A 19,168-nucleotide genomic window follows, 5' to 3' on the forward strand; every position below is an offset into this window, starting at 1 on the left:
CCTACCCCTTTATATGTTCCGAAATTTTGATTCGTCCCGCGCCCGATGTACCGAGCATTGTTGCGATCAGTACCGCGAAGATCATCGTCAGCGGACTGAGCAAATACGCTGAAATCGGATTGACCTCGAATTGGAACGTCGACGCTCCGAACGAGGAAATCATTACGCCCGCTAGACTCTCTCCGAGCGTGTTCGCCAAAAGCGTGCCGAGAACGATTCCGACGATCAGAACGAAAATCGAACGAGATATAAACTGCGCTCTTATATCTGAGTTTGTAAAACCGAACGCTTTCAAAACGGCAATGGAATATCTATCTTTTGCGACAAGCATCTTCATAAATAACAACGTAACCAGTACCGTAATAACCAGCGCAACGGCCACAGCGGCGTAGGAGGCGATTTCGACGGAACGTATTGTCGACCCGAGGGTCTGCGTAACGAATTCATCAATATCCGAGGTCTTTGCAAAATCGAACTTGTCCGAGAATTCCGAAACCTTGCTGTCGACCAAAGTTTTGTCCGTCAGCTCCACGCTGACGATACTCCACATGATGTTTGCCGAATGGTCGGCGAATATCGCTTTAGCGGTCTTCCCTCCGTTCGTAATATCGGAATAGATGCCGCTTACTGTCAGAGCTTTCTCGTTTCCCTCGATCATCAGCGTGATGACATCGCCTACCTTCTTGCTCATCGCATCGGCGTTCATAACCGAAAGCGCGATTTCGTCGTCTGCGGCGGGGGCTCTGCCCTGAGAATAATGTATAGGGAATATCGAATGATCGCCGAGTTCGACTTTGATATTTTCCTCCGATCCGTTATCCGTTTTTGCTTTAAATGTTGTTGTTGTAAGGGAGGCGTATTTTGAAACGGTATGATCGCCGCTCACGGTCTGTACGATTTCATCGACTTTCTCAGAAAAATTCCCATTGATTTGTATGCGAAAATCGTAGTTTCCGATCCCCATATTATTAATGAAACTTTCAGACGAAATCGAGTTATACAGGTTTTGCGGAACGGTCATGATAAATGCGGAAATGACCAGCACCGCAAGCATGGTGGCATAAAGTCTTTTCCTTGCGAGAACATCTTTGATCCCGAGGAACAGATTCGTGTGAAACAGCCTGTTTCCTTTTAGGGTAAATCGCTTCGCGCCCGCGTTTTTTTCTTGTGAAGCGCCGAAGCGTATAGCCTCCGCCGCGGAAATGTTCCGAAAGCGATTCAGCACTCCGCTTACATAGGCAATAATCGCAAGGAATACAAGCGATATGCCGATCATTCCGAAAAGCGGAGCATAAGAGGAATGTTCGCTCTCACCCATATAAACCCGAATATTTTCAAGAAGCATGTCTTGGAACATAACCGAAAGGGCAAAGCCCAAAATACTGCCTGCCGCCGCGATCGCCGCATATTTCGCAAGATATATCTTCTTTATGTCGGAAATGCGCAGCCCTATCGCTTTCATTACGCCGATTTCGCGGTAGTCGTCTTCGATTTTCGCAATAAGCATAAAACGAATGCACATGAATGCGATGATCACGACAAGTGCGCTGACAAGAAGGATAACCGCAATCATCATCCCATCGGAAATGGCGTTCATCATCCGGAAGAGCGAATAGGTAACCGATGGTCCGTTCGCTTCAAGCCCTGCGGAGGCATAAGCCGTCTCGAAGGCGCCTATCGCCGACAGATCCTTTAACCGGAACTCGATCAAATACTCTGTACTTCCAAGACTTTTTAATTCCGCATAGTCATGTTCACTGACAAGAAATCTCTTAGAGGCGGAGAGCGAGGAGTTCATCGTCGAATCGCGCAGAAACCCTGTGACGGTAAATTCCTTCCCGCTTATTACTGCCTTGTCGCCGACCTTTGCGGTGTTGTCCCTCATATAGCTTATCGGAACATAAAGCTCGCCGTCGGATACGTCGATGATGTTTCCTTCAAGATCGAGAAGATAATCGAATGTTTCGCTCTGCGTGCTAAAACCGTTATCTATCACACTATCCGCAAGAGAATTATCTCCTAAAATAATTTGCGCGCCGTCCATGCCCAGAAACTCGACGACCTGAAATTCATCGACGTTGCTATTTTGCTCCGCGAAGGAGGCAAGCCGCGCCTTATCGATTTCGCCCGAATGCATTTGCATAAAATGCGGGGTTTTCGCTTGTGTCATAAGCGTATCTAGAGCGCCTGAAAGATTGATGATAAGGATCGCCGCAAGCGATACAAGCATAGCCGCGGCAGCGACAAATATCATGGTTGTCAACGTAATTACTTTGCTCTTTTTCATGTCATTGCGGATGATTCTGAAATACATAGGTCACCTCCGTGTTCAAGCTTCTTAGTCTTTATTACCGCTGCCGAACATCTGTATAAAGCTTCCGCTTTCGGCACCGAGCAGCCTCTCCGCGTTGAAAATAAGCGCCTGCATGCGTATTTCGCGCTCCTCGTTCGTCATTTCCACCATATCGTCATCCAATACGGTACTCGCATAGATCACAACCATTTCCATGCATGCATACGGGAACGGCGTGTCGAACAGTCCCTGCTCAATTCCTTCGCGGATGACCCCTGTCAGGATCGGCGTAACGCCGTTGACGATGGCCCCTTGTATTTTCCGATGCATGAGCGCGTTTTGCGGCTTGTGGATGTGCTCCATAATTTCCTTGCTGCTTCCCCCGCTTAAGTTCAGAGCCATAACGACTCGGATCATGCGCTCGACGACGGGGATGCTCTTGTCTTCGGCAGCTTCCTGCGCCGCCCTCAAAAGACGGACATTATACCGATCGATCAGCGCGTCCATAAGATCCTCTTTCGACTTGAAGTGATAATACAGCGTTCCCCGCGCAATGCCGACCTTTTCGAGAATATCGTTGGTACTTGTGCCGTCATACCCTTTTCGTCCGAAAAGTTCATCCGCCGCGTCAAGGATTTCGTTCCTGCGTTTCTCGGCTTCTTTTACGACTCTCATTTTTACACTTCCTTTTTATCGACCGACTGACTGTCGATAATAGTATAGCTCAATTTTTGGCGGTCAAGATGGTGATGTGCTAAACTTCGTCAAAACTTAACATTCGTATTATTTCCTGAGCCCTAACCATTGCCACCTTTCCTTATCTCCTTTACACTGTTAAGTAAACGGTTTCACTTCTTCGGCATTTCGAACACCTATGGAGATGAACGCATGCTTACTCGAAAAGGGACATTCCAGAGCGGCCGCAAGGATTTGAAGGTGCTGCTTCATTTCTTTATCCCGTACGCCCTGTTGCTGATCGGGTTCTTGAGCGTGGGCTATTACGCCTATGAACGGACCTTGCAGCTTATCGAAAGCCAAACGAAAGAGACGGCCTTCACCGTCATGGAACAGACGAAGGACATTTTGGATCGGCGATTCGAGGAGATCGAGACGATCGCGGAGCAGGTGGCCGGCGGCACGAAGGCGCGGTCGTTCCAATATGTCGAGGAGCCGTTCGCGGGGACGAACCCGGTGCGGATTCTTGAGCTTCATAAAGATCTGTTCGACTACCCGCTGTTCAATCACTTCATCTTGGATTATTTCGTCGTTTACCCGGACAGCGAGATGATCGTATCGCCGAACGCGATGTACAAGCTGCGGCAATTTTATGATTTGAAATTCCGATACGAGGGACAAACGTACGAGTCGTGGGTCGGGGCGCTCGCCGATCGGTATCGGTCGAAGGCGTTCCTGCAAGGACAGATCGTCACGTACGAGGGGAAGCGGCATTCCGTCGTGACGTATCTGCGCTCCTTCGGCGCGAAGGATCATCCGGCGCTTGTCCTGTTTCTCATCGATAACGCGCAAATCCAGAACATGCTGCGCCGATTGAGCTCGAGCGAAGGCGGCTTCGCGTTCATTCAGGACGAGCACGGGCAGACGATCAGCCGATCCGGCGTCGTCGGCGATACGTCGTGGTCCGAAGACATACGCGACGGCTTCTCCGTGGCGGACATCGACGGGCGGCGCATGCTGGTCACCCGGTCGACGTCGAACTACAACGGCTGGACGTACGTGTCCGCGCAGCCGGAGGCGGCCGTACTGGAGAAGGTGCAGTACCTAAGACGCCTCCTCTCGACGATTCTGGCGTTGGGGCTGCTCGCGGGGATGGCGGCCGCCCTCTTGTTCGCGTACCGCAACAGCCGGCCGCTCTGGATGCTGCTGCGGACGCTGCCGACGGCCGGCCGGACGGCGGGCTCGGAATCCGCGGCGCCGGCGCGGAACGCCTGGGACGAGATTCGCTCCTCCGTGACGAATCTCGTGCACCGCAACGGCGACCTCGAGGAGAAGCTCGAGCTGCAGATGCCGCTGCTCCGCAGCGGATTTTACGACAGATTGCTGCGAGGCTACTACGCCTCGAATCAAGATATCGCCGTCGCGATGGAGCATGCGCGCGTCTCCTGGGAAGGGGAATTTCACGCCGTCGGGCTGCTGGAAATTTCCGGTTACGACGGCGGCTACAACGAAGAGATGCTCCGAGAGCTCGATATTCGCAAGCTCGGCGTGCGGGACGTGCTGGCGAAGAGCTACGGCCGGACGATCGCGGCTCACGACCTGAGCGAAAACCAGATCGCGCTGCTCATGAACGGCGACGCCGATTCCGCGGCGGCGTTCATGGACAAGCTGCGCCGCATTCTCGGCGAGCTCCATGAGCGGTTCGCGGACGAGCTTCACGTCGCCGCGCACGTCGCGGTCGGCGGCTGCTACCGGCAACTGACGGACATCAGCCGTTCGTTCGAGGAGGCGCGGCTACTGATGCAGCGGGAGAGCTGGTCGAACGAGCGCGCGATCGTCTTCCAGGACGATGCGAGCCCGGCGATGCCGACGTATTTCTACCCGCCCGACGTGGAGCTTCGGCTCGTCAATCTGGTCGCCTCCGGCAACGTGGCGGAGACGGAAGCGCTGCTGGCTCATATCCGGGACAACAATCTGGAACGGCAGAGCCTGCCGGCGGCGGTCGGCCGCATCCTGCTCGGCGAGCTGTCCGGGACGCTGCTGAAGTGCATCGGGGAGACCGGCTTCGGCCTCGACTCGCGGCGCGAGGAGATCGATCGCGCGCTGCTGGCGGTGGAAACCGGCAAACATCCGAAGGCCGCGTTCGACGAGATCGCAGGCGCCTTCCTCACCATCTGCCGGGTGCAGAACGACCGGAAGAAAAGCCACAATCTGCAGCTCAAGGACGACCTGATCCGGTATATCGAAGAGAATTACCACCGTACGGATCTAAGCCTCGGCAAGCTGGCGGAGCATACGCAAACGTCGGAGGCGTATATCTCTTACTTTTTCAAAGAACAAACCGGGGTGAACTTCTCCGATTATCTCGAGCGGCTGCGCATGACGCACGCCCGAACGCTCCTCGAAGGGAGCGACGCGCCGGTCAACGAGATCGCCGTCGCGGTCGGCTATTATTCGCTGAACACGTTCAGCCGCGCTTTCAAGCGGGCGAACGGCCTCAGCGCCACCGAATACCGCAAAGCCCGGAAACCCTAGGATTCATGCGGCTTCTAAAGCATTGCACAATGCGTAAATCGTGCATAATGCGCCGATTGTCCCCGATCTAAACTTCGGCATAACGTTAGAATTTATCATATTTACGGACGCCCCTCATCGATCCTATACTTCGAATCACACCGGCCGGGTGAGGAGAGACACGAGAGGGGGGCGTCGCCTGAGAACGCTGCAAGATCTAAGGAAGGGCTGGCAGTTATACGCATTGTTCGCATTGCCGCTGATCTACGTCCTTCTATTCAAGTATGTTCCTATGTTAGGAAATGTGATCGCTTTCAAACAGTTTTCGGTGACGAAAGGGTTGTTCGGCAGTCCGTGGGTCGGGTTCGACCAATTCGAGCGGTTCTTCGGCTCGTACGAATTCTGGCGGCTGCTGGGCAATACGTTGTCGATCAGCTTCTATACGTTGATCGCGAGCTTCCCTTTCCCCATCCTGTTAGCCATCGGACTGCATTACGCCACGAACGAACGATTCAAGAAGACGGTGCAGATGGTCACGTACGCGCCTTATTTCATCTCGCTCGTCGTCTTGGTCGGCTTGCTCCTGCAATTTTTGGATCCGCGAACCGGCGTGCTGAACGCGATGCTCGGGTGGTTCGGGGTCGAGCCGATCAACTTCATGGCCGAAGCGTCGATGTTCCAGTCGATCTATGTATGGTCGCATGTGTGGCAGAACGTCGGGTTCGCCTGCATCATCTATTTGGCGGCGCTCGCGGGCATCGATCCTTCCCTGCACGAGGCGGGCGTTATGGATGGCGCGAGCAAGCTGCAGCGGATCTGGCATATCGACATTCCGAGCATTATGCCCATCGCGGTCATCCTGCTCATTCTGAACACGGGGACGGTCATGGAAACCGGGTTCGAGAAAATCTTGCTCATGCAAAATTCGCTCAACCTGCGGACGTCCGAAGTGATCGACACGTACGTGTACAAGGTCGGCCTCATCTCGCAGGCGCTCAACTTCTCTTACGCGACCGCCATCGGGTTGTTCAAAGCCGTCATCGGCTTCATCTTGATCGTCGTCGTCAACGGCGCCGCGAAGAAGATGGGTCAGGAGAGCTTATGGTGAGGGGGGCGCAACGATGAGTCGTACCGTTATGAAAGAATCCGGCGGCGATCGGGTGTTCAACGTCGCCAACACGCTGCTGTTAACGCTCGTTCTGATCGTCGTGGCGTACCCGCTCATTTACGTCGTCAGCGCCTCCTTCAGCTCCACGTATGCGGTCATGTCCGGCAAGGTGTGGTTGTGGCCGGTCGAGCCGTCGCTGGAAGGATATAAGGCGATTTTCAAAAACAACAACGTATTGACCGGGTTCGCCAACACGTTCCTGTACACGGCCGCGGGCACCCTGCTGAACGTCGTCATGACGATTCTGGCGGCATACCCGCTGTCTCGCCGCGACTTCCGCGGGAGGGCCGGCTTCATGCTGCTGCTCGTGTTCACGATGATGTTCAACGGAGGCCTCATTCCGACGTACTTGCTCGTCAAGGAGCTGTCCATGCTCGACACGATCTGGTCCTTGATCGTGCCGACGGCGCTGTCGGTGTGGAACGTGATCATCATGCGAACGTATTTCCAGACCACGATTCCCCACGAGCTGTTGGAGGCGTCGCAGCTGGACGGCTGCAACGACTTCCGCTTCCTGCTCCGAATCGTGCTTCCGTTATCCGGGCCGATCGTGGCGGTCATCGCCCTGTTCTACGGGGTCGGGCATTGGAATCAATATTTCAACGCGATGATTTATTTGAAAAACCCGGATTTGTATCCGCTTCAACTTGTATTGCGGGACATTCTCATTCAGAACGAGGTCAACATCGAGATGCTGGGCGACGCGAAGACGGCGGCCGCGCGGCAAGGTCTCAGGGAGCTGCTCAAGTATTCGCTCATCGTGGTGACGTCGGTCCCGCTGCTGATCGTCTACCCGTTCGTGCAGAAGTTCTTCGTGAAAGGCGTTATGATCGGTTCGATTAAAGGGTAGGTACAGGAAAGTACATGACATGCGTATGATTCGATAAGGGGGATATCCATCCATGAAGAGAAAATACGGGATCGGCATACTCGCGTTAACATGGCTCGCGACCGCGGTGCTGGCGGGCTGCGCCGGCACGGCGAGCGAAGAGGGCGGCGCCGAGCCGGCGGCGGGCGAAACGGCGGGAGCGTCGACGGAGCTGCTGACCGAGCCGGGCACGTACCCGATCGTGAACGAGAAGACGACGCTGAAGGTCATGGTGCGCGGCAACCCGCTCGTCGAAGACTTCGCCACGAACGAATTCACCAAGTGGTACGAAGAGAAGACGAACGTGCATATCGAATGGGAGGTCGTGCCGGAGCAGAGCATGCAGGAGAAGCTGAACCTCGTGCTCGCGAGCGGCGATTACCCGGACGTCATTATGGGGCTGAACGTATCGCCCGCGCAGGAGATGATTTACGGCTCGGAGGGCGTCTTCCTCCCGCTGAACGAACTGATCGAGAAGCAAGGGTCCCAGACGAAAAAGCTGTTCGCAGACCGCCCCGACATCCAAGAGGCGATCACGGCGCCGGACGGCAACATCTATTCGCTGCCGGAAATCAACGAGTGCTATCACTGCTCGCAGAGCCAGAAGATGTGGATCTACGAGCCGTGGCTGACGAAGCTCGGCCTGTCGATGCCGACGACGACGGACGAATTCTACGAAGTGTTGAAAGCGTTCAAGACGCAGGACCCGAACGGCAACGGCCAGGCGGACGAAATTCCGCTCTCGATCTCGCCGAAGTCGTGGCGGTCTTCGATCGACGCTTTCTTGATGAACGCCTTCATTTACAACCCGGCTTACGGCAATACGAAGCGCCTGTTCGTGAAGGACGGCAAGCTCGACGCCGCGTTCAACAAGCCGGAGTGGAAGGAAGGGCTGAAATATCTGAACAAGCTGTACGCCGAAGGGCTGCTGACGCCGGAGTCGTTCACGCAGGACGACAATCAGCTGATCCAAGTCGGGGAAAATCCGGACACGGTTCTCCTCGGCGCGTCGACGGGCGGTCACCAAGGGGTGTTCACGCAGCTGCTCGGCGAGAGCGGTCGCTGGGCCGAATACGCGACGGTGCCGGCGCTGAAGGGGCCGAACGGCGTGCAGTACGCGCCTAACGATCCGACGGGCATGACGACGGGCACCTTCATCATTACGAACAAAGCGCAAAACCCGGAAGTCGCGCTCCGCTGGGCGGACGGCTTGTACGAATACGAGCACACGCTGCGCAGCAACTACGGCCGACCGGACTCGGAATGGCGCGACGCGAAGGACGGCGAGCTCGGCATTAACGGCCAGCCGGCGAAGTGGTCGGAGCTGAAGTCGTTCGGCGAGGTGCAGAACGTGCATTGGGCGCAGACCGGCCCGGCGCTCCGCTCCAACGACTTCCGCCTCAGCGCGGTCAGCAAGGGCGAAGACGATCTCGAAGTTATCCTGTACAATGAAACGAAGAACAACTACGAGCCGTACCTGCCGAAGGACGTCGCGACCGTGCCGCCGCTGTTCATGACGAACGAGCAAGCGACGGAATCGGCCGATATCGCGAAGACGGTGAACGACTACGTCGACGAGATGCTCGCGCGCTTCATTATCGGCGACGCCGAGATCGAAGCGGAGTGGGACACGTACGTGAAGACGCTAGAGACGATGAATTTGAACCGCTTGCTGGAGATTTACCAAGAAGCTTATACGGCGATGCAGTAATTCGTGGGCTCGCAGGGCGGACCCGTTCCTTCGAACGGGTCCTTCCATTATGAATAGGGAGGCGTTTCGAAAATGAGTACGAGGGAAGAGCGCGTGGAGCAGTTCCTGAAAGACCGGTTCGGCATGTTCATCCATTGGGGGCTGTATGCGATTCCCGCGCGGGGAGAATGGGTTCGAAGCGTGGAGAAGATCAGCAACGAAGCGTATCAGCCTTACTTCGAGGAGTTCGACGCGAGCCGGTACGACCCGAAGGCGTGGGCGCGCGCGGCGAAGCAAGCGGGGCAGAAATATGCGGTGCTGACGACGAAGCATCACGACGGCTTCTGTCTGTTCGACAGCGCGCTGACGGACTACAAGGCGACGAATACGCCGGCGGGGCGCGATCTGGTGCGAGAATACGTGGACGCGTTCCGGGCGGAGGGGCTCGGCGTCGGGTTTTATTATTCGATCATCGACTGGCATCACGACGATTATCCGGCGTACGGCGACCGCATCCACCCGGAGCGGGACAACCCGGCGTTCAAGGATAAGCCGATCGACTTCGACCGGTATTTGAACTACATGCACGGCCAAGTGCGCGAGCTGCTGACGAACTACGGCCCGATCGACATTATGTGGTTCGATTTCTCTTACGACGATATGACCGGGGAGAAGTGGAAGGCGACGGAGCTCGTGCGGATGATCCGGTCGATTCAGCCGAACATCATCATCGACAATCGGCTCGGCGGCAACATCAAGGCGGCGGAGCCGGAAGTGTACGCGGGGGATTTCTACTCGCCGGAGCAGATTATTCCGCCGGGCGGCATCGTGGACGAGAACGGCAAGTCGATCCCGTGGGAAGCTTGCATTACATTGAACGACAACTGGGGGTATCATTCGGAGGATCGCGCGTACAAGTCGCCGAAGCAGGTCGTCCGAACGCTCGTGGAGTGCGTGAGCAAGAACGGAAACCTGCTGCTCAACGTCGGTCCGGACGCCAAGGGGGAAATTCCGAAGCCTTCGCTCGACATTCTCGAGGGCGTCGGCGAATGGCTGCGCCTGAACGGCGACAGCATCTACGGCTGCGGCGCGTCGGCGCTGCCGAAGCCGGAGTGGGGGCGGTACACGCAGAACGGGAACAAGCTGTACGCGCATGTGTTCGACCGGGGCGTCGGTCCGATCTACTTCCAAGGGCTGAAGGGGAAGATCAAGAAAGCCCGGCTGCTGCGTGACGGCAGCGAGCTGATCGTGTCGGTGCCGTGGATGGCCGATCACTATTCCGATATCGAGAGCGGCGCGTTCATTACGCTGAAGGGAGCGGAGCTGCCGGACGATTGGGATACGGTCATCGAGCTGGAGCTGCTGCCGTGACGGAGGCGTTAGTCCAAGAGTTTCGGGGCGGGATGTTGGAAAATGTCCACTACGGCCACATCTGCGGCGTAGACGAAACCGGGAGGGTGCGCTATGCGGTCGGCGACCCGGCGTACGCGACGTTCCTGCGCTCCGCCGCGAAGCCGATCCAGGCGCTGCCCTTCTTCCTGGAACGGCTGGACGAGAAGCTCGGCTTCGCGGACGAGGAGCTCGCGGTCATGATGGCGTCGCACCGGGCGCTGCCGTACCATGTGACGGCGCTGGACGGGATGCTGCAGAAGCTCGGCCTCGACGAGGAGACGCTTGTGTGCAAGCCGACGTACCCGCTCGACGCGTCCGCTCGGGATGCGCTCGTCGCGGGCGGCACAGGGCCGCGGCGCGTCTACCATAACTGCTCGGGCAAGCATCTCGGCGTGCTGGCGTACTGCATCGCGACGGGGCTGCCGACGGACGGCTACGAGCGTCCGGAGCATCCGGCGCAGCAGCGGATCCTGCGGCTGGCCGCCGAGCTGTCGGGGTGCCGCGTCGAGGACATCGTCATCGGCACGGACGGCTGCGGCTTCCCCGTCTTCGGGATGCCGCTCTCCGCGATGGCGAACGCGTTCGTGAGGCTCGCTTGTCCGGACTTGATCGCGGATGCGGATCTGCGGCGCGCGGCGGAGCGGGTCGGCGCGCTCATGAATGCGAACCCGGACCTGATCTCGGCCGACTATCTCATTTGCCCGAACTTACTGAAGGACCCGAACATCGTCGCGAAGGGCGGCGCCAAGGGGATCTACTGCTTCGGGCTGCGCAAGGAACGGCTCGCGTTCGCGCTGAAGGTGACGGACGGCTCCGAGGAGGAGTGGCCTTCGATCGTCGTATCGATTCTCGAGCAGATCGGTTACAACAACGAGGAGACGATCCGGAGGCTGCGGCGGATCGGGCCGAAGGACATCTACAACGATAACGGGGTCGTCATCGGGGAAAACCGCAGCGTCTTCCGGCTGCGGACGGCGGAGGAGGAAGCTTCGTGCTCTTAGAGGTCATCGCGATCAGCGTATCGGACGTACGGGATGCCGTGAGGTTCGGCGCGGAGCGGATCGAGCTCGTGACGGGGATTTCCGAAGGCGGGCTGACGCCGAGCGCCGGCCTCGTCGAGGGGGCGGTGAAGGTCGCCGGCGCGGTTCCCGTGAACGTCATGATCCGGCCGCATGCCCGATCGTTCGTCTATGACGAATTCGACCTCGCCGTCATGGAACGGGACATCGAGCTCGCGCGCCGCGCCGGGGCCGCGGGGATCGTGTTCGGAGCGCTGACGCCGGGGGGCGAGGTCGACGCTTATGCGGTGAAGCGGCTTATCGCTGCCGGCGCCGGATTGGACGCGACGTTCCATCGGGCGTTCGACGAGGCGCGAGATCCGTTCGAAGCGTTGGAGGCGTTATCCGCGTTCCCTTCGATTTCTCGGGTTTTGACGTCCGGAGGCTTAAGCCCCGCCCCGCGATCGATCCCTCGCATCCGCGAGCTGGTCGGAGCGGCCGCTCGGACCCATCTACGAATTCTAGCGGGGCACGGGTTAACGCCGGAAGGGCTGGAGGCGTTCGTGCGGGAGACCGGGGCGGCCGAGGTTCATTTCGGGTCGGGCGTGCGCGAGGACGGCACGTTCCGGACCCGGATCGATGCAAGGAAGATGGCCGTCGTGCGCGGCGCGCTGCGGTAATTCATTTTCGAGGAAGGGGCGGTTGCAGGCGATGAAAGTAGGATTAAGCACGTATAGCTTATTGAACGCGTTGAAATCCGGCGAGATGACGGTGCTGGATGCGATCGAGTGGATCGCAAACAACGGCGGCGAACATATGGAGATGGTCCCTTACGGGTACACGGTGGAAGACAACCCCGAGTTGGCGGACGCGATTCGCGAGAAGGCGAAGGCGGTCGGCATCGAGCTGTCGAACTACTCTATGCCCGCGAACTTCGTGCAGGACGCCGAGGAAGCGTTCGAGGCGGAGATGGCGCGGGTGAAGCGGCACGTCGACGTCGTACGTCGGATGGGCGTGAAGCATATGCGCCACGACGTGACGGCGTTCACCTTGCCGAAGGAACAGATGACGATTCGTTGGTTCGAGGAGAGCTTGCCGCTGATCGTCAAGGGAAGCCGGATCATCGCCGATTACGCGGCGCAATACGGCATTACGACGACGATCGAAAACCACGGCTTCAGCGTCCAGGCGAGCGACCGCGTGCAGCGGGTGTTGGAGGCGGTCGACCGTCCGAACTTCAAGACGACGCTCGATATCGGCAACTTCCTGTGCGTGGACGAGGACCCGATTATCGGCGTGAAGAAAAACCTGCCTTATGCCTCCTTGGTCCACTTCAAGGATTTCTACATTCGTCCGTACGACGAGCCTCCGGGCGACGGCGTCTGGTTCCGGACGGCGAACGACAACTTCCTGCGGGGCGCGATCGTCGGGCACGGCGACCTCCCGATCCGCAAAATCGTGAAGCTTGTGAAGGCGTCGGGCTACGACGGGAACATCACCGTGGAGTTCGAAGGCATGGAGGAATGCAAGGCCGCTGCCAAGATCGCCATGGATAACTTGCGCCGGTTGTGGGAGGAAGCGTAAGCGGAACAATGACTCGACTCGGGGATTCCCCTTCGGTACAATAATGGTAATCGATGGGAACCAAGGGATCGGGGGATGCCTATGTCTGCGTTGACCGAGCGTTCGTACCGGCAGCGGATCGTCTTCCTGCTGCTTCATGTCGTCTCCGTCGGACTGGCGACGATGTGGCTGCTGCAGGACGCGCCCGCGCAAGGCGCGGCGCCGACCAGAGCCGGGCTGTTGACGGCCTGCTTATGGCTGTACTTCTTCCGGATTTGCTTTACGACGTTGTATTTGCTGCGGCGCGCGATGCCTTGGAAGGAAGTATTCGGGGTGTCGGCCTGGGTGTTCCTCATTCACGCCACGTTCGCCGTTCTCGGCGCCGCGAATCCGGCGGAAGCGGACGGATGGGTATGGGCCGGGGTGTCGCTCTACCTGATCGGCTCGGATCTGAATACCGGCTCGGAGTGGATGAGGCATCGGTGGAAGCGCCGGGAGGAAAACAAGGGGCGGCTGTATACCGGGGGGCTGTTCCGCTATTCCATGCACATCAATTATTTCGGCGATCTCGTGCTCTTCGCGGGCATGTGCCTGATCGCGGGGCAGTGGCTGACCGGTTGGGTTCCCTTGGCGATGGCGATTATGTTTATAGGGGTTCACATTCCCTCGATGGATCGGTACTTGGAAGCGAAGTACGGCGCGGAGTTTCGGGCGTACGCGGCTCGGACGAAGAAGTTGATTCCGTTCTTGTATTAGGAATGTATTTTTGTGCAGGAGAAGACCGTGACCAATTCGCTTGGGTGGCGGTCTTTTTCGCTGAAGGAGCGGGAAGGATGGAGAACGTCGCGATCGCGGTCAAGCGAATCTACGACCCTGCGGAAGCCGCCGACGGGCGGCGCATTCTCGTCGATCGTCTCTGGCCGAGAGGCGTGTCGAAGGACCGGGCGCAGCTGACGCTCTGGATGAAGGAGGTCGCTCCGAGCGCGGGGCTGCGCGAATGGTACCACCGGCAGCCGCAGGACATGGCGGAACGGTTCGAGACGTTCAAGGCGCGGTATGAGGCGGAATTAGCGGACGATTCGCTGCGCGGCTCGCTGGAGCGGCTTCGGACATGGGCCGAGGAAGGGAAGGTCACGCTGCTCTATGCCGCCAATACCGGCGAGTGGAATCATGCGCGGGTGCTGAAGGAATTTCTGGACAAGTTGTAGCGGAAATGCCGCTCGCGCCCGATAATGTTGTATACTAGGCGTAATGAATAAACTGCCAAGAGGATGAGCATACATGAGCCAAGATATGAGCGGGGTAGGCCGCCGTCACCTGCAGAACGATTCTTACGGAGTTGCAGCATTTTGTATGTACCGGGCGATCCAGGAACAACCGGCGAACCCAGGCGCTTGGAACGGGTTGGTGCTCGCGTTGAGCCTGATGCGCAGGGAACACGACACGCAGACGATCTTGGCGAGGTATGCGCTGCAGCCGCAGCTCCCCTATGACAAGCAGATGGTGCCGATCGCGTTCATGATGTTCCGCAACAGTCCGCCGGCGATGGTCGGATGGACGCGCGCGATCGCGAACCGCCCCGGCGTCAGCCCGCAGGAACGGCAGTCGTTCGAAGCGATGGCGTCGGATATCGAGGAATCGTACCGCAAGATGGCGGAGGAGCGCGGGGAAGACGTCCTGAAGAGCCAAGGGATGCTGACGCTCGAGGAGTTCGCCGCAAGGGTCATCGAGTTGGACCTTGCGCTGAAGGGAGCGGCGGACGCGCTCTTCGCCCAAGCGGAGGAATGGCTCAAGGACGAGAGTACGGTGCTGTCGGCCGTGCGCATGCTCTGCCTGCTGCCCGATCCGCGGAGCGAACGGCTGCTGCGCCGAGTATGTCGAGACGAAGGAATCCCTGGGAAAATGAGAACGCATGCGCTGCTCGCCTTGCGATGGTTGGGCGTGCGCGGCAACGTGCGCCTTCAGAAGATGGGCGAATCGTTCGTCGTCGATCTGAACGCGCCGAAGCCGGAGCTGACGATTTCGGTTCCTGCGTCGTACAAGCCCGCCTTGGATCGCATGCTTCTTTGGATGGCCAAGGAGCTAGGCGCGGTGACGGCGGAGGAGTACGAACGCTTCGCCGCTTCCGAGGAGAAGGAAATGCCGGAGGCGCTCGCCGCGAAGGTGAAGGCTGCCGATCTGCCCGGCATTTTGCAGGAGGTCGTGCATACCGTCATCCGAAGCGCCTACGACGAGTATTACCCCCTCGTTCCCGCGGTCAAGGAATACCGCTCTTGGAGCAACGCCTTCCTGATCATTATGAAGGAATATGTGGAAGGTTCGGGGGGAAGCTGGAGCTACGGTCCGTTGGAGCAGGACGATACCGCCGTGCTGCACCGGAATTGGCTGCTGAGCGCGACGCCGGATTTCCACGAACAGATCTCCGCCGCCCGCAAGAACGGATAAGGCTGTAATCGCGTGTACCCGATAAGAGCAAATGCTCTGCGACAATTTTCTGTCCGGAGCATTTGCTGTTTAGCAAGGAATTTCGATAGCGTCGGTGCGCGCGACAACTCCCTAAAACAAGGTAACGCCAACTCTTATGTAAGCGCTTTAAGTTAAGGGAAACGAATGTTTCGGGAGGGTAGCCATGAAGAAAAAAGGGTTTTACCGGATGCTGCTGACGTACCTTCCGGTGTTTATCGTCGTACTCTCCTTCCTGTGCTTCGCCTTCTTCCAAGTGCTAAGCTTCCACAGCCAGCGACAGGCGGTGACGATGAGCGAGACGTTAGCCAGGCAAGCGATCCGGGCGGTCGAATTCTCTCTGAAGTCGATCGACGAACGGCTGACCCGCGAGCTGTTAACGAACGAAGAGTATCGGCTCTTCTTCGAGGAGAACGACCCGAATCACGTGTATACCGACATTCGTTCGGTCAAGCTGATGCAAGACTTAACCGTCAGTTACCCGTTGATCGATTCCATCTATTTCGTACGCTACCGGGACGGGCATGTCCTTAGCAACAGAACCTCCAGCCCGCTCGGAACGTACCCGGATCGCGCGTTCCTGGGGGATGAACTCCCGATCAAGGACCGCCAATGGTCCGACGTTCGGACGTTCCAAGAGTTTCCGGCCAAGCCGGGCCGGGAGGTCGTAAGTCTCGTTCGAGGCTTCCCCTTCTCGAGAGGCACCCATGGCCTGGTGGTCATTAACGTGAACGTCGAACGGCTGCGGCTGCAAATTAAAGAGCTGTACCACGAAGAGGTCAGCTTCGTCAACTTATACGATCGCAATGGCGCGAACCTGATGCATTCGGCGGACGGTAGCGCGTTGCGGGAGCGGCCCGCGCTGCAGAAGGAGCGAATGGCGACCTACGTATCCGGTTACGCCGGCTGGACGGTAGAAAGCGGCATGATGCTGCAGCCGGTGATCGGCTTGCTGCTGGAGTTCAATCAAGCGTGGACCTATATCGGCGTCGTCATCGTGTTGCTCGGGTTGATCTCCCTCGTCTTCATTACATGGAAGCATTACGAGCCTATCGACCATATCGTCTCGAACATTAAGCGGTATGCGGCGGAGCGCACGAGCCACATGTTCGGCAGTCAGCACCGCAACGAATTCGACTTCATCGGAGCCGCGCTCGACCATCTGATCGAACAATCGAACCGAAATCAGACGCAATTCGAAGAGGACATCGGGCTGCGCAAGAAGTATTGGTTTCGCGAGGTGCTCGCAGGGGAGCGGGCCGTCGGCGCCGAGCAGTGGCGGGAGATGATGTCCAAGCTCGGGCAGCCCGAGGAATTTCGGCAAGGCATCGTATTCATGCTGGAGATCGATCATTACGCCGACTTCCAATCGAAGTACGACGATCGGGATCAATTCCTATTGAAGTTTATTTTAAGCAGCGTGGCGCAGGAAGTCGCAGGCAAGTCGGAGGCGTGGGCGTGGCCGGAATGGACGGAAAGAAATCGGTTGACCGGCATCGTGCACTTCCCGTCGGAGGCCGATCTCACGCACCAAGCCGTCTTCGCGCTGTTCGAATCGTACCGGGAATGGGTGGCGAAGCATCTCAAGTTTACCGTCACGATCGGCGCCGGAGGGATCGCGAGCGAGGTCGGCGGATTGGCCCGTTCGTATCGGCAATCGATCGAGGCGCTTCATTATAAAGCCGTCATCGGGAGCAACCGTTTCATCAGCGTCGAGGAAACCGAGGGAGCGGAGTACGAAAGGCAGCCCCACATCGAGCACATCCATTCCCTCGTCGACAAGTTGCGGATGGGCGACGACGAGGCGACGGAACGGCTGCGAACGCTGTTCGAACAGATGCGCACGACGATGATGCGCCGCGAGGATATTGTCAATTTAGCGAATTACTTGGCGTATCAAATCGATCGCGTCATGATGGAAATTTCGCCCGAGCTGTACCAGGGGTGGCGGCAGGAAGGCGCCGCCGGCTGGAGCGCGGCGCTGGAGAGCTTCGATACGATCGACGAGCTGGAGCAGTACGTGTCGTTGACGATCGCTATCCTGCTGGAGAGGATGAAGGAGCAGCGCAGCAAGAAGGCGAGTCATGAGCTGATGCTGAACGTGAGAGAGTACATCGAACGGCATGCGACCGAGCCGGATATGTCGCTGCAGCGGTTAAGCGAGGAATTCGGCTTGAATTCCAAATACGTAAGCAAGCTGTTCAAAGAAGCGCTCGGCATGAATTTCATCGATTTCCTCGTCGAGCTGCGCATGCGGCGCGCCAAGACGCTTCTGTTGGAGGAGCCGGGGATGAGCGTGAAGGAGATCGGGGAGCGGGTCGGATACGCGAATATGAATTCGTTCAATCGGGCGTTCCGTCAATCCGTCGGCGTGCCCCCCGGCGAATTTCGGAACCGGCAGAGGTATGAAGTGGGGAAAAATGCGACGCGCTAGAAAATTGAATATTGCCCGAAACGGAAATCCGTGCGGCGCATTCCCGATCCGGGAGCGCCGCGCTTTCTTTTTCCGCGCCGAAAGGAAGAGAAAATCGTACATCCGATGATTTTTGCGTGTGGCGCGCGCCGGCGGAGACGATTACGCTGAAGGGGCATCGAAACCTCGCGACGAGCCCGAAGAAGAGGAGGAACGAGATTGTCTGTTGCGGCGAAAAAAATAAAGAAGCATTGGCAGCTGTACTTGGTCGTCTTGCCGTCGATGATCTACATCTTGCTATTCAAGTACTACCCGATGATCGGCGTCCAAATCGCGTTCAAGGAATTTAATGTGATCCAAGGGATCTGGGGAAGCGAGTGGGTCGGGCTGGAGCATTTCCGAAGCTTCGTGCAGAATCCGAACTTCTGGCTGCTGATCAAAAATACGCTCGGCATCAGCCTGTACGGCATCGCCGTCGGCTTCCCGGCGCCGATCCTGCTCGCGCTGGCCCTCAACGAAATTCGCAACGGATTGTTTAAGAAGTCTGTGCAAATGGTCACGTACGCCCCGTACTTTATCTCGACGGTCATTATGGTTTCGATCCTGATCGTAAACTTGTCGCCGAATGTCGGGGTGGTCAGTAAGCTGTATGCTGCGTTCGGCTGGGAAACCGTCAACTTCATGGGCATTCCCGCTTTCTTCAAGTCGATCTACGTGTGGTCGGACGTCTGGCAGCATACGGGGTACGGAGCGATCATCTACTTGGCCGCCCTCAGCGGGGTGAACCCGGAGTTGTATGAGGCGGCTAGGGTGGACGGAGCGTCGCGCATTCAGAAAATCGTGAACGTCGACCTTCCGTCGATCGTTCCGGTCACGGTCGTGCTGCTCGTCCTGAACGTCGGCAACGTCATGAAGCTCGGCTTCGAGAAAATTTATTTGATGCAAAATCCGTTAAACTTAAGCACCTCGGAGGTCATCTCCACTTACGTGTACAAGGTCGGGCTCATCGGCGCGGACTTCAGCTTCTCCGCCGCCGTCGGATTGTTCAACTCGGTCATCAATCTCGTCTTGCTGCTTCTTGTAAACGCATTAGCCAAGCGATTGTCGGGAAGCAGTCTATGGTAGCGGGGA

Annotated in this window: 15 protein-coding genes; 13 read left to right on the forward strand and 2 right to left on the reverse strand. The window is 57.7% G+C overall.

The window, feature by feature from the left end; all coding sequences use genetic code 11:
- Position 1: 1 nt before the first annotated feature.
- Together RIN49_RS09495 and RIN49_RS09500 are read right to left on the reverse strand one after the other, a co-directional pair.
- A complete protein-coding gene (locus tag RIN49_RS09495; protein ID WP_309119933.1) occupies positions 2–2,314 on the reverse strand; it encodes an ABC transporter permease in 2,313 nt (770 codons plus the stop codon).
- Between the two features lie 24 nt (positions 2,315–2,338).
- Positions 2,339–2,968 carry a TetR/AcrR family transcriptional regulator gene (locus tag RIN49_RS09500; protein ID WP_309119934.1) on the reverse strand — a complete coding sequence of 210 codons (630 nt, stop codon included), beginning with the start codon at positions 2,966–2,968 and terminating at the stop codon, positions 2,339–2,341.
- A 213-nt stretch (positions 2,969–3,181) separates the two neighbouring features.
- Between RIN49_RS09500 and RIN49_RS09505 the strand changes: the two genes are divergently transcribed.
- From RIN49_RS09505 to RIN49_RS09565, 13 genes are all read left to right on the forward strand, one after another.
- Positions 3,182–5,503 carry a helix-turn-helix domain-containing protein gene (locus RIN49_RS09505; protein ID WP_309119935.1) on the forward strand — a complete coding sequence of 774 codons (2,322 nt, stop codon included), beginning with the start codon at positions 3,182–3,184 and terminating at the stop codon, positions 5,501–5,503.
- A 271-nt stretch (positions 5,504–5,774) separates the two neighbouring features.
- The gene (locus RIN49_RS09510; RefSeq protein WP_309119936.1) at positions 5,775–6,590 is read left to right on the forward strand and encodes an ABC transporter permease; all 816 of its coding nucleotides are present in this window, start codon (positions 5,775–5,777) and stop codon (positions 6,588–6,590) included.
- Between the two features lie 13 nt (positions 6,591–6,603).
- Positions 6,604–7,500: a carbohydrate ABC transporter permease gene (locus RIN49_RS09515; protein ID WP_309119937.1), complete on the forward strand. Its 897-nt coding sequence runs from the start codon at positions 6,604–6,606 to the stop codon at positions 7,498–7,500.
- Positions 7,501–7,552: 52 nt separating this feature from the next.
- Positions 7,553–9,229, forward strand: a complete 1,677-nt coding sequence (locus RIN49_RS09520; RefSeq protein ID WP_309119938.1) for an ABC transporter substrate-binding protein — start codon at positions 7,553–7,555, stop codon at positions 9,227–9,229.
- A gap of 72 nt (positions 9,230–9,301) precedes the next feature.
- Positions 9,302–10,579 carry an alpha-L-fucosidase gene (locus RIN49_RS09525; RefSeq protein WP_309119939.1) on the forward strand — a complete coding sequence of 426 codons (1,278 nt, stop codon included), beginning with the start codon at positions 9,302–9,304 and terminating at the stop codon, positions 10,577–10,579.
- Positions 10,576–11,601, forward strand: a complete 1,026-nt coding sequence (locus RIN49_RS09530) for an asparaginase (protein ID WP_309119940.1) — start codon at positions 10,576–10,578, stop codon at positions 11,599–11,601. Before RIN49_RS09525 ends, RIN49_RS09530 begins: the two co-directional genes overlap by 4 nt.
- Complete coding sequence (locus RIN49_RS09535) at positions 11,592–12,278, forward strand: copper homeostasis protein CutC (RefSeq protein ID WP_309119941.1); 687 nt, start codon at positions 11,592–11,594, stop codon at positions 12,276–12,278. The genes RIN49_RS09530 and RIN49_RS09535 overlap by 10 nt, the downstream gene beginning before the upstream one ends.
- Positions 12,279–12,309: 31 nt before the next feature.
- Entirely contained in the window at positions 12,310–13,182 is an 873-nt protein-coding gene (locus tag RIN49_RS09540; RefSeq protein WP_309119942.1) for a sugar phosphate isomerase/epimerase family protein, read from the forward strand.
- Between the two features lie 81 nt (positions 13,183–13,263).
- Complete coding sequence (locus tag RIN49_RS09545; RefSeq protein WP_309119943.1) at positions 13,264–13,917, forward strand: DUF1295 domain-containing protein; 654 nt, start codon at positions 13,264–13,266, stop codon at positions 13,915–13,917.
- A 77-nt stretch (positions 13,918–13,994) separates the two neighbouring features.
- Positions 13,995–14,369, forward strand: a complete 375-nt coding sequence (locus tag RIN49_RS09550; protein ID WP_309119944.1) for a DUF488 domain-containing protein — start codon at positions 13,995–13,997, stop codon at positions 14,367–14,369.
- A gap of 73 nt (positions 14,370–14,442) precedes the next feature.
- Positions 14,443–15,606, forward strand: coding sequence for a HEAT repeat domain-containing protein (locus RIN49_RS09555; RefSeq protein WP_309119945.1), 1,164 nt, complete (start codon positions 14,443–14,445; stop codon positions 15,604–15,606).
- A 184-nt stretch (positions 15,607–15,790) separates the two neighbouring features.
- A complete protein-coding gene (locus RIN49_RS09560; protein ID WP_309119946.1) occupies positions 15,791–18,058 on the forward strand; it encodes a helix-turn-helix domain-containing protein in 2,268 nt (755 codons plus the stop codon).
- Positions 18,059–18,256: 198 nt separating this feature from the next.
- Positions 18,257–19,162, forward strand: a complete 906-nt coding sequence (locus tag RIN49_RS09565; RefSeq protein ID WP_309119947.1) for an ABC transporter permease — start codon at positions 18,257–18,259, stop codon at positions 19,160–19,162.
- The last annotated feature ends 6 nt before the right edge of the window (positions 19,163–19,168 follow it).

Source organism: Paenibacillus sp. (assembly GCF_031177825.1).
In the GTDB taxonomy this organism is placed as follows: domain Bacteria; phylum Bacillota; class Bacilli; order Paenibacillales; family YIM-B00363; genus Paenibacillus_AE.

Bases quoted from the DNA above. Each gene is read 5' to 3' on its own strand.
- RIN49_RS09495 (WP_309119933.1), bottom strand. From the start codon at position 2,314: ATGTATTTCAGAATCATCCGCAATGACATGAAAAAGAGCAAAGTAATT.
- RIN49_RS09500 (WP_309119934.1), bottom strand. From the start codon at position 2,968: ATGAGAGTCGTAAAAGAAGCCGAGAAACGCAGGAACGAAATCCTTGAC.
- RIN49_RS09505 (WP_309119935.1), top strand. From the start codon at position 3,182: ATGCTTACTCGAAAAGGGACATTCCAGAGCGGCCGCAAGGATTTGAAG.
- RIN49_RS09510 (WP_309119936.1), top strand. From the start codon at position 5,775: ATGTTAGGAAATGTGATCGCTTTCAAACAGTTTTCGGTGACGAAAGGG.
- RIN49_RS09515 (WP_309119937.1), top strand. From the start codon at position 6,604: ATGAGTCGTACCGTTATGAAAGAATCCGGCGGCGATCGGGTGTTCAAC.
- RIN49_RS09520 (WP_309119938.1), top strand. From the start codon at position 7,553: ATGAAGAGAAAATACGGGATCGGCATACTCGCGTTAACATGGCTCGCG.
- RIN49_RS09525 (WP_309119939.1), top strand. From the start codon at position 9,302: ATGAGTACGAGGGAAGAGCGCGTGGAGCAGTTCCTGAAAGACCGGTTC.
- RIN49_RS09540 (WP_309119942.1), top strand. From the start codon at position 12,310: ATGAAAGTAGGATTAAGCACGTATAGCTTATTGAACGCGTTGAAATCC.
- RIN49_RS09545 (WP_309119943.1), top strand. From the start codon at position 13,264: ATGTCTGCGTTGACCGAGCGTTCGTACCGGCAGCGGATCGTCTTCCTG.
- RIN49_RS09550 (WP_309119944.1), top strand. From the start codon at position 13,995: ATGGAGAACGTCGCGATCGCGGTCAAGCGAATCTACGACCCTGCGGAA.
- RIN49_RS09555 (WP_309119945.1), top strand. From the start codon at position 14,443: ATGAGCCAAGATATGAGCGGGGTAGGCCGCCGTCACCTGCAGAACGAT.
- RIN49_RS09560 (WP_309119946.1), top strand. From the start codon at position 15,791: ATGAAGAAAAAAGGGTTTTACCGGATGCTGCTGACGTACCTTCCGGTG.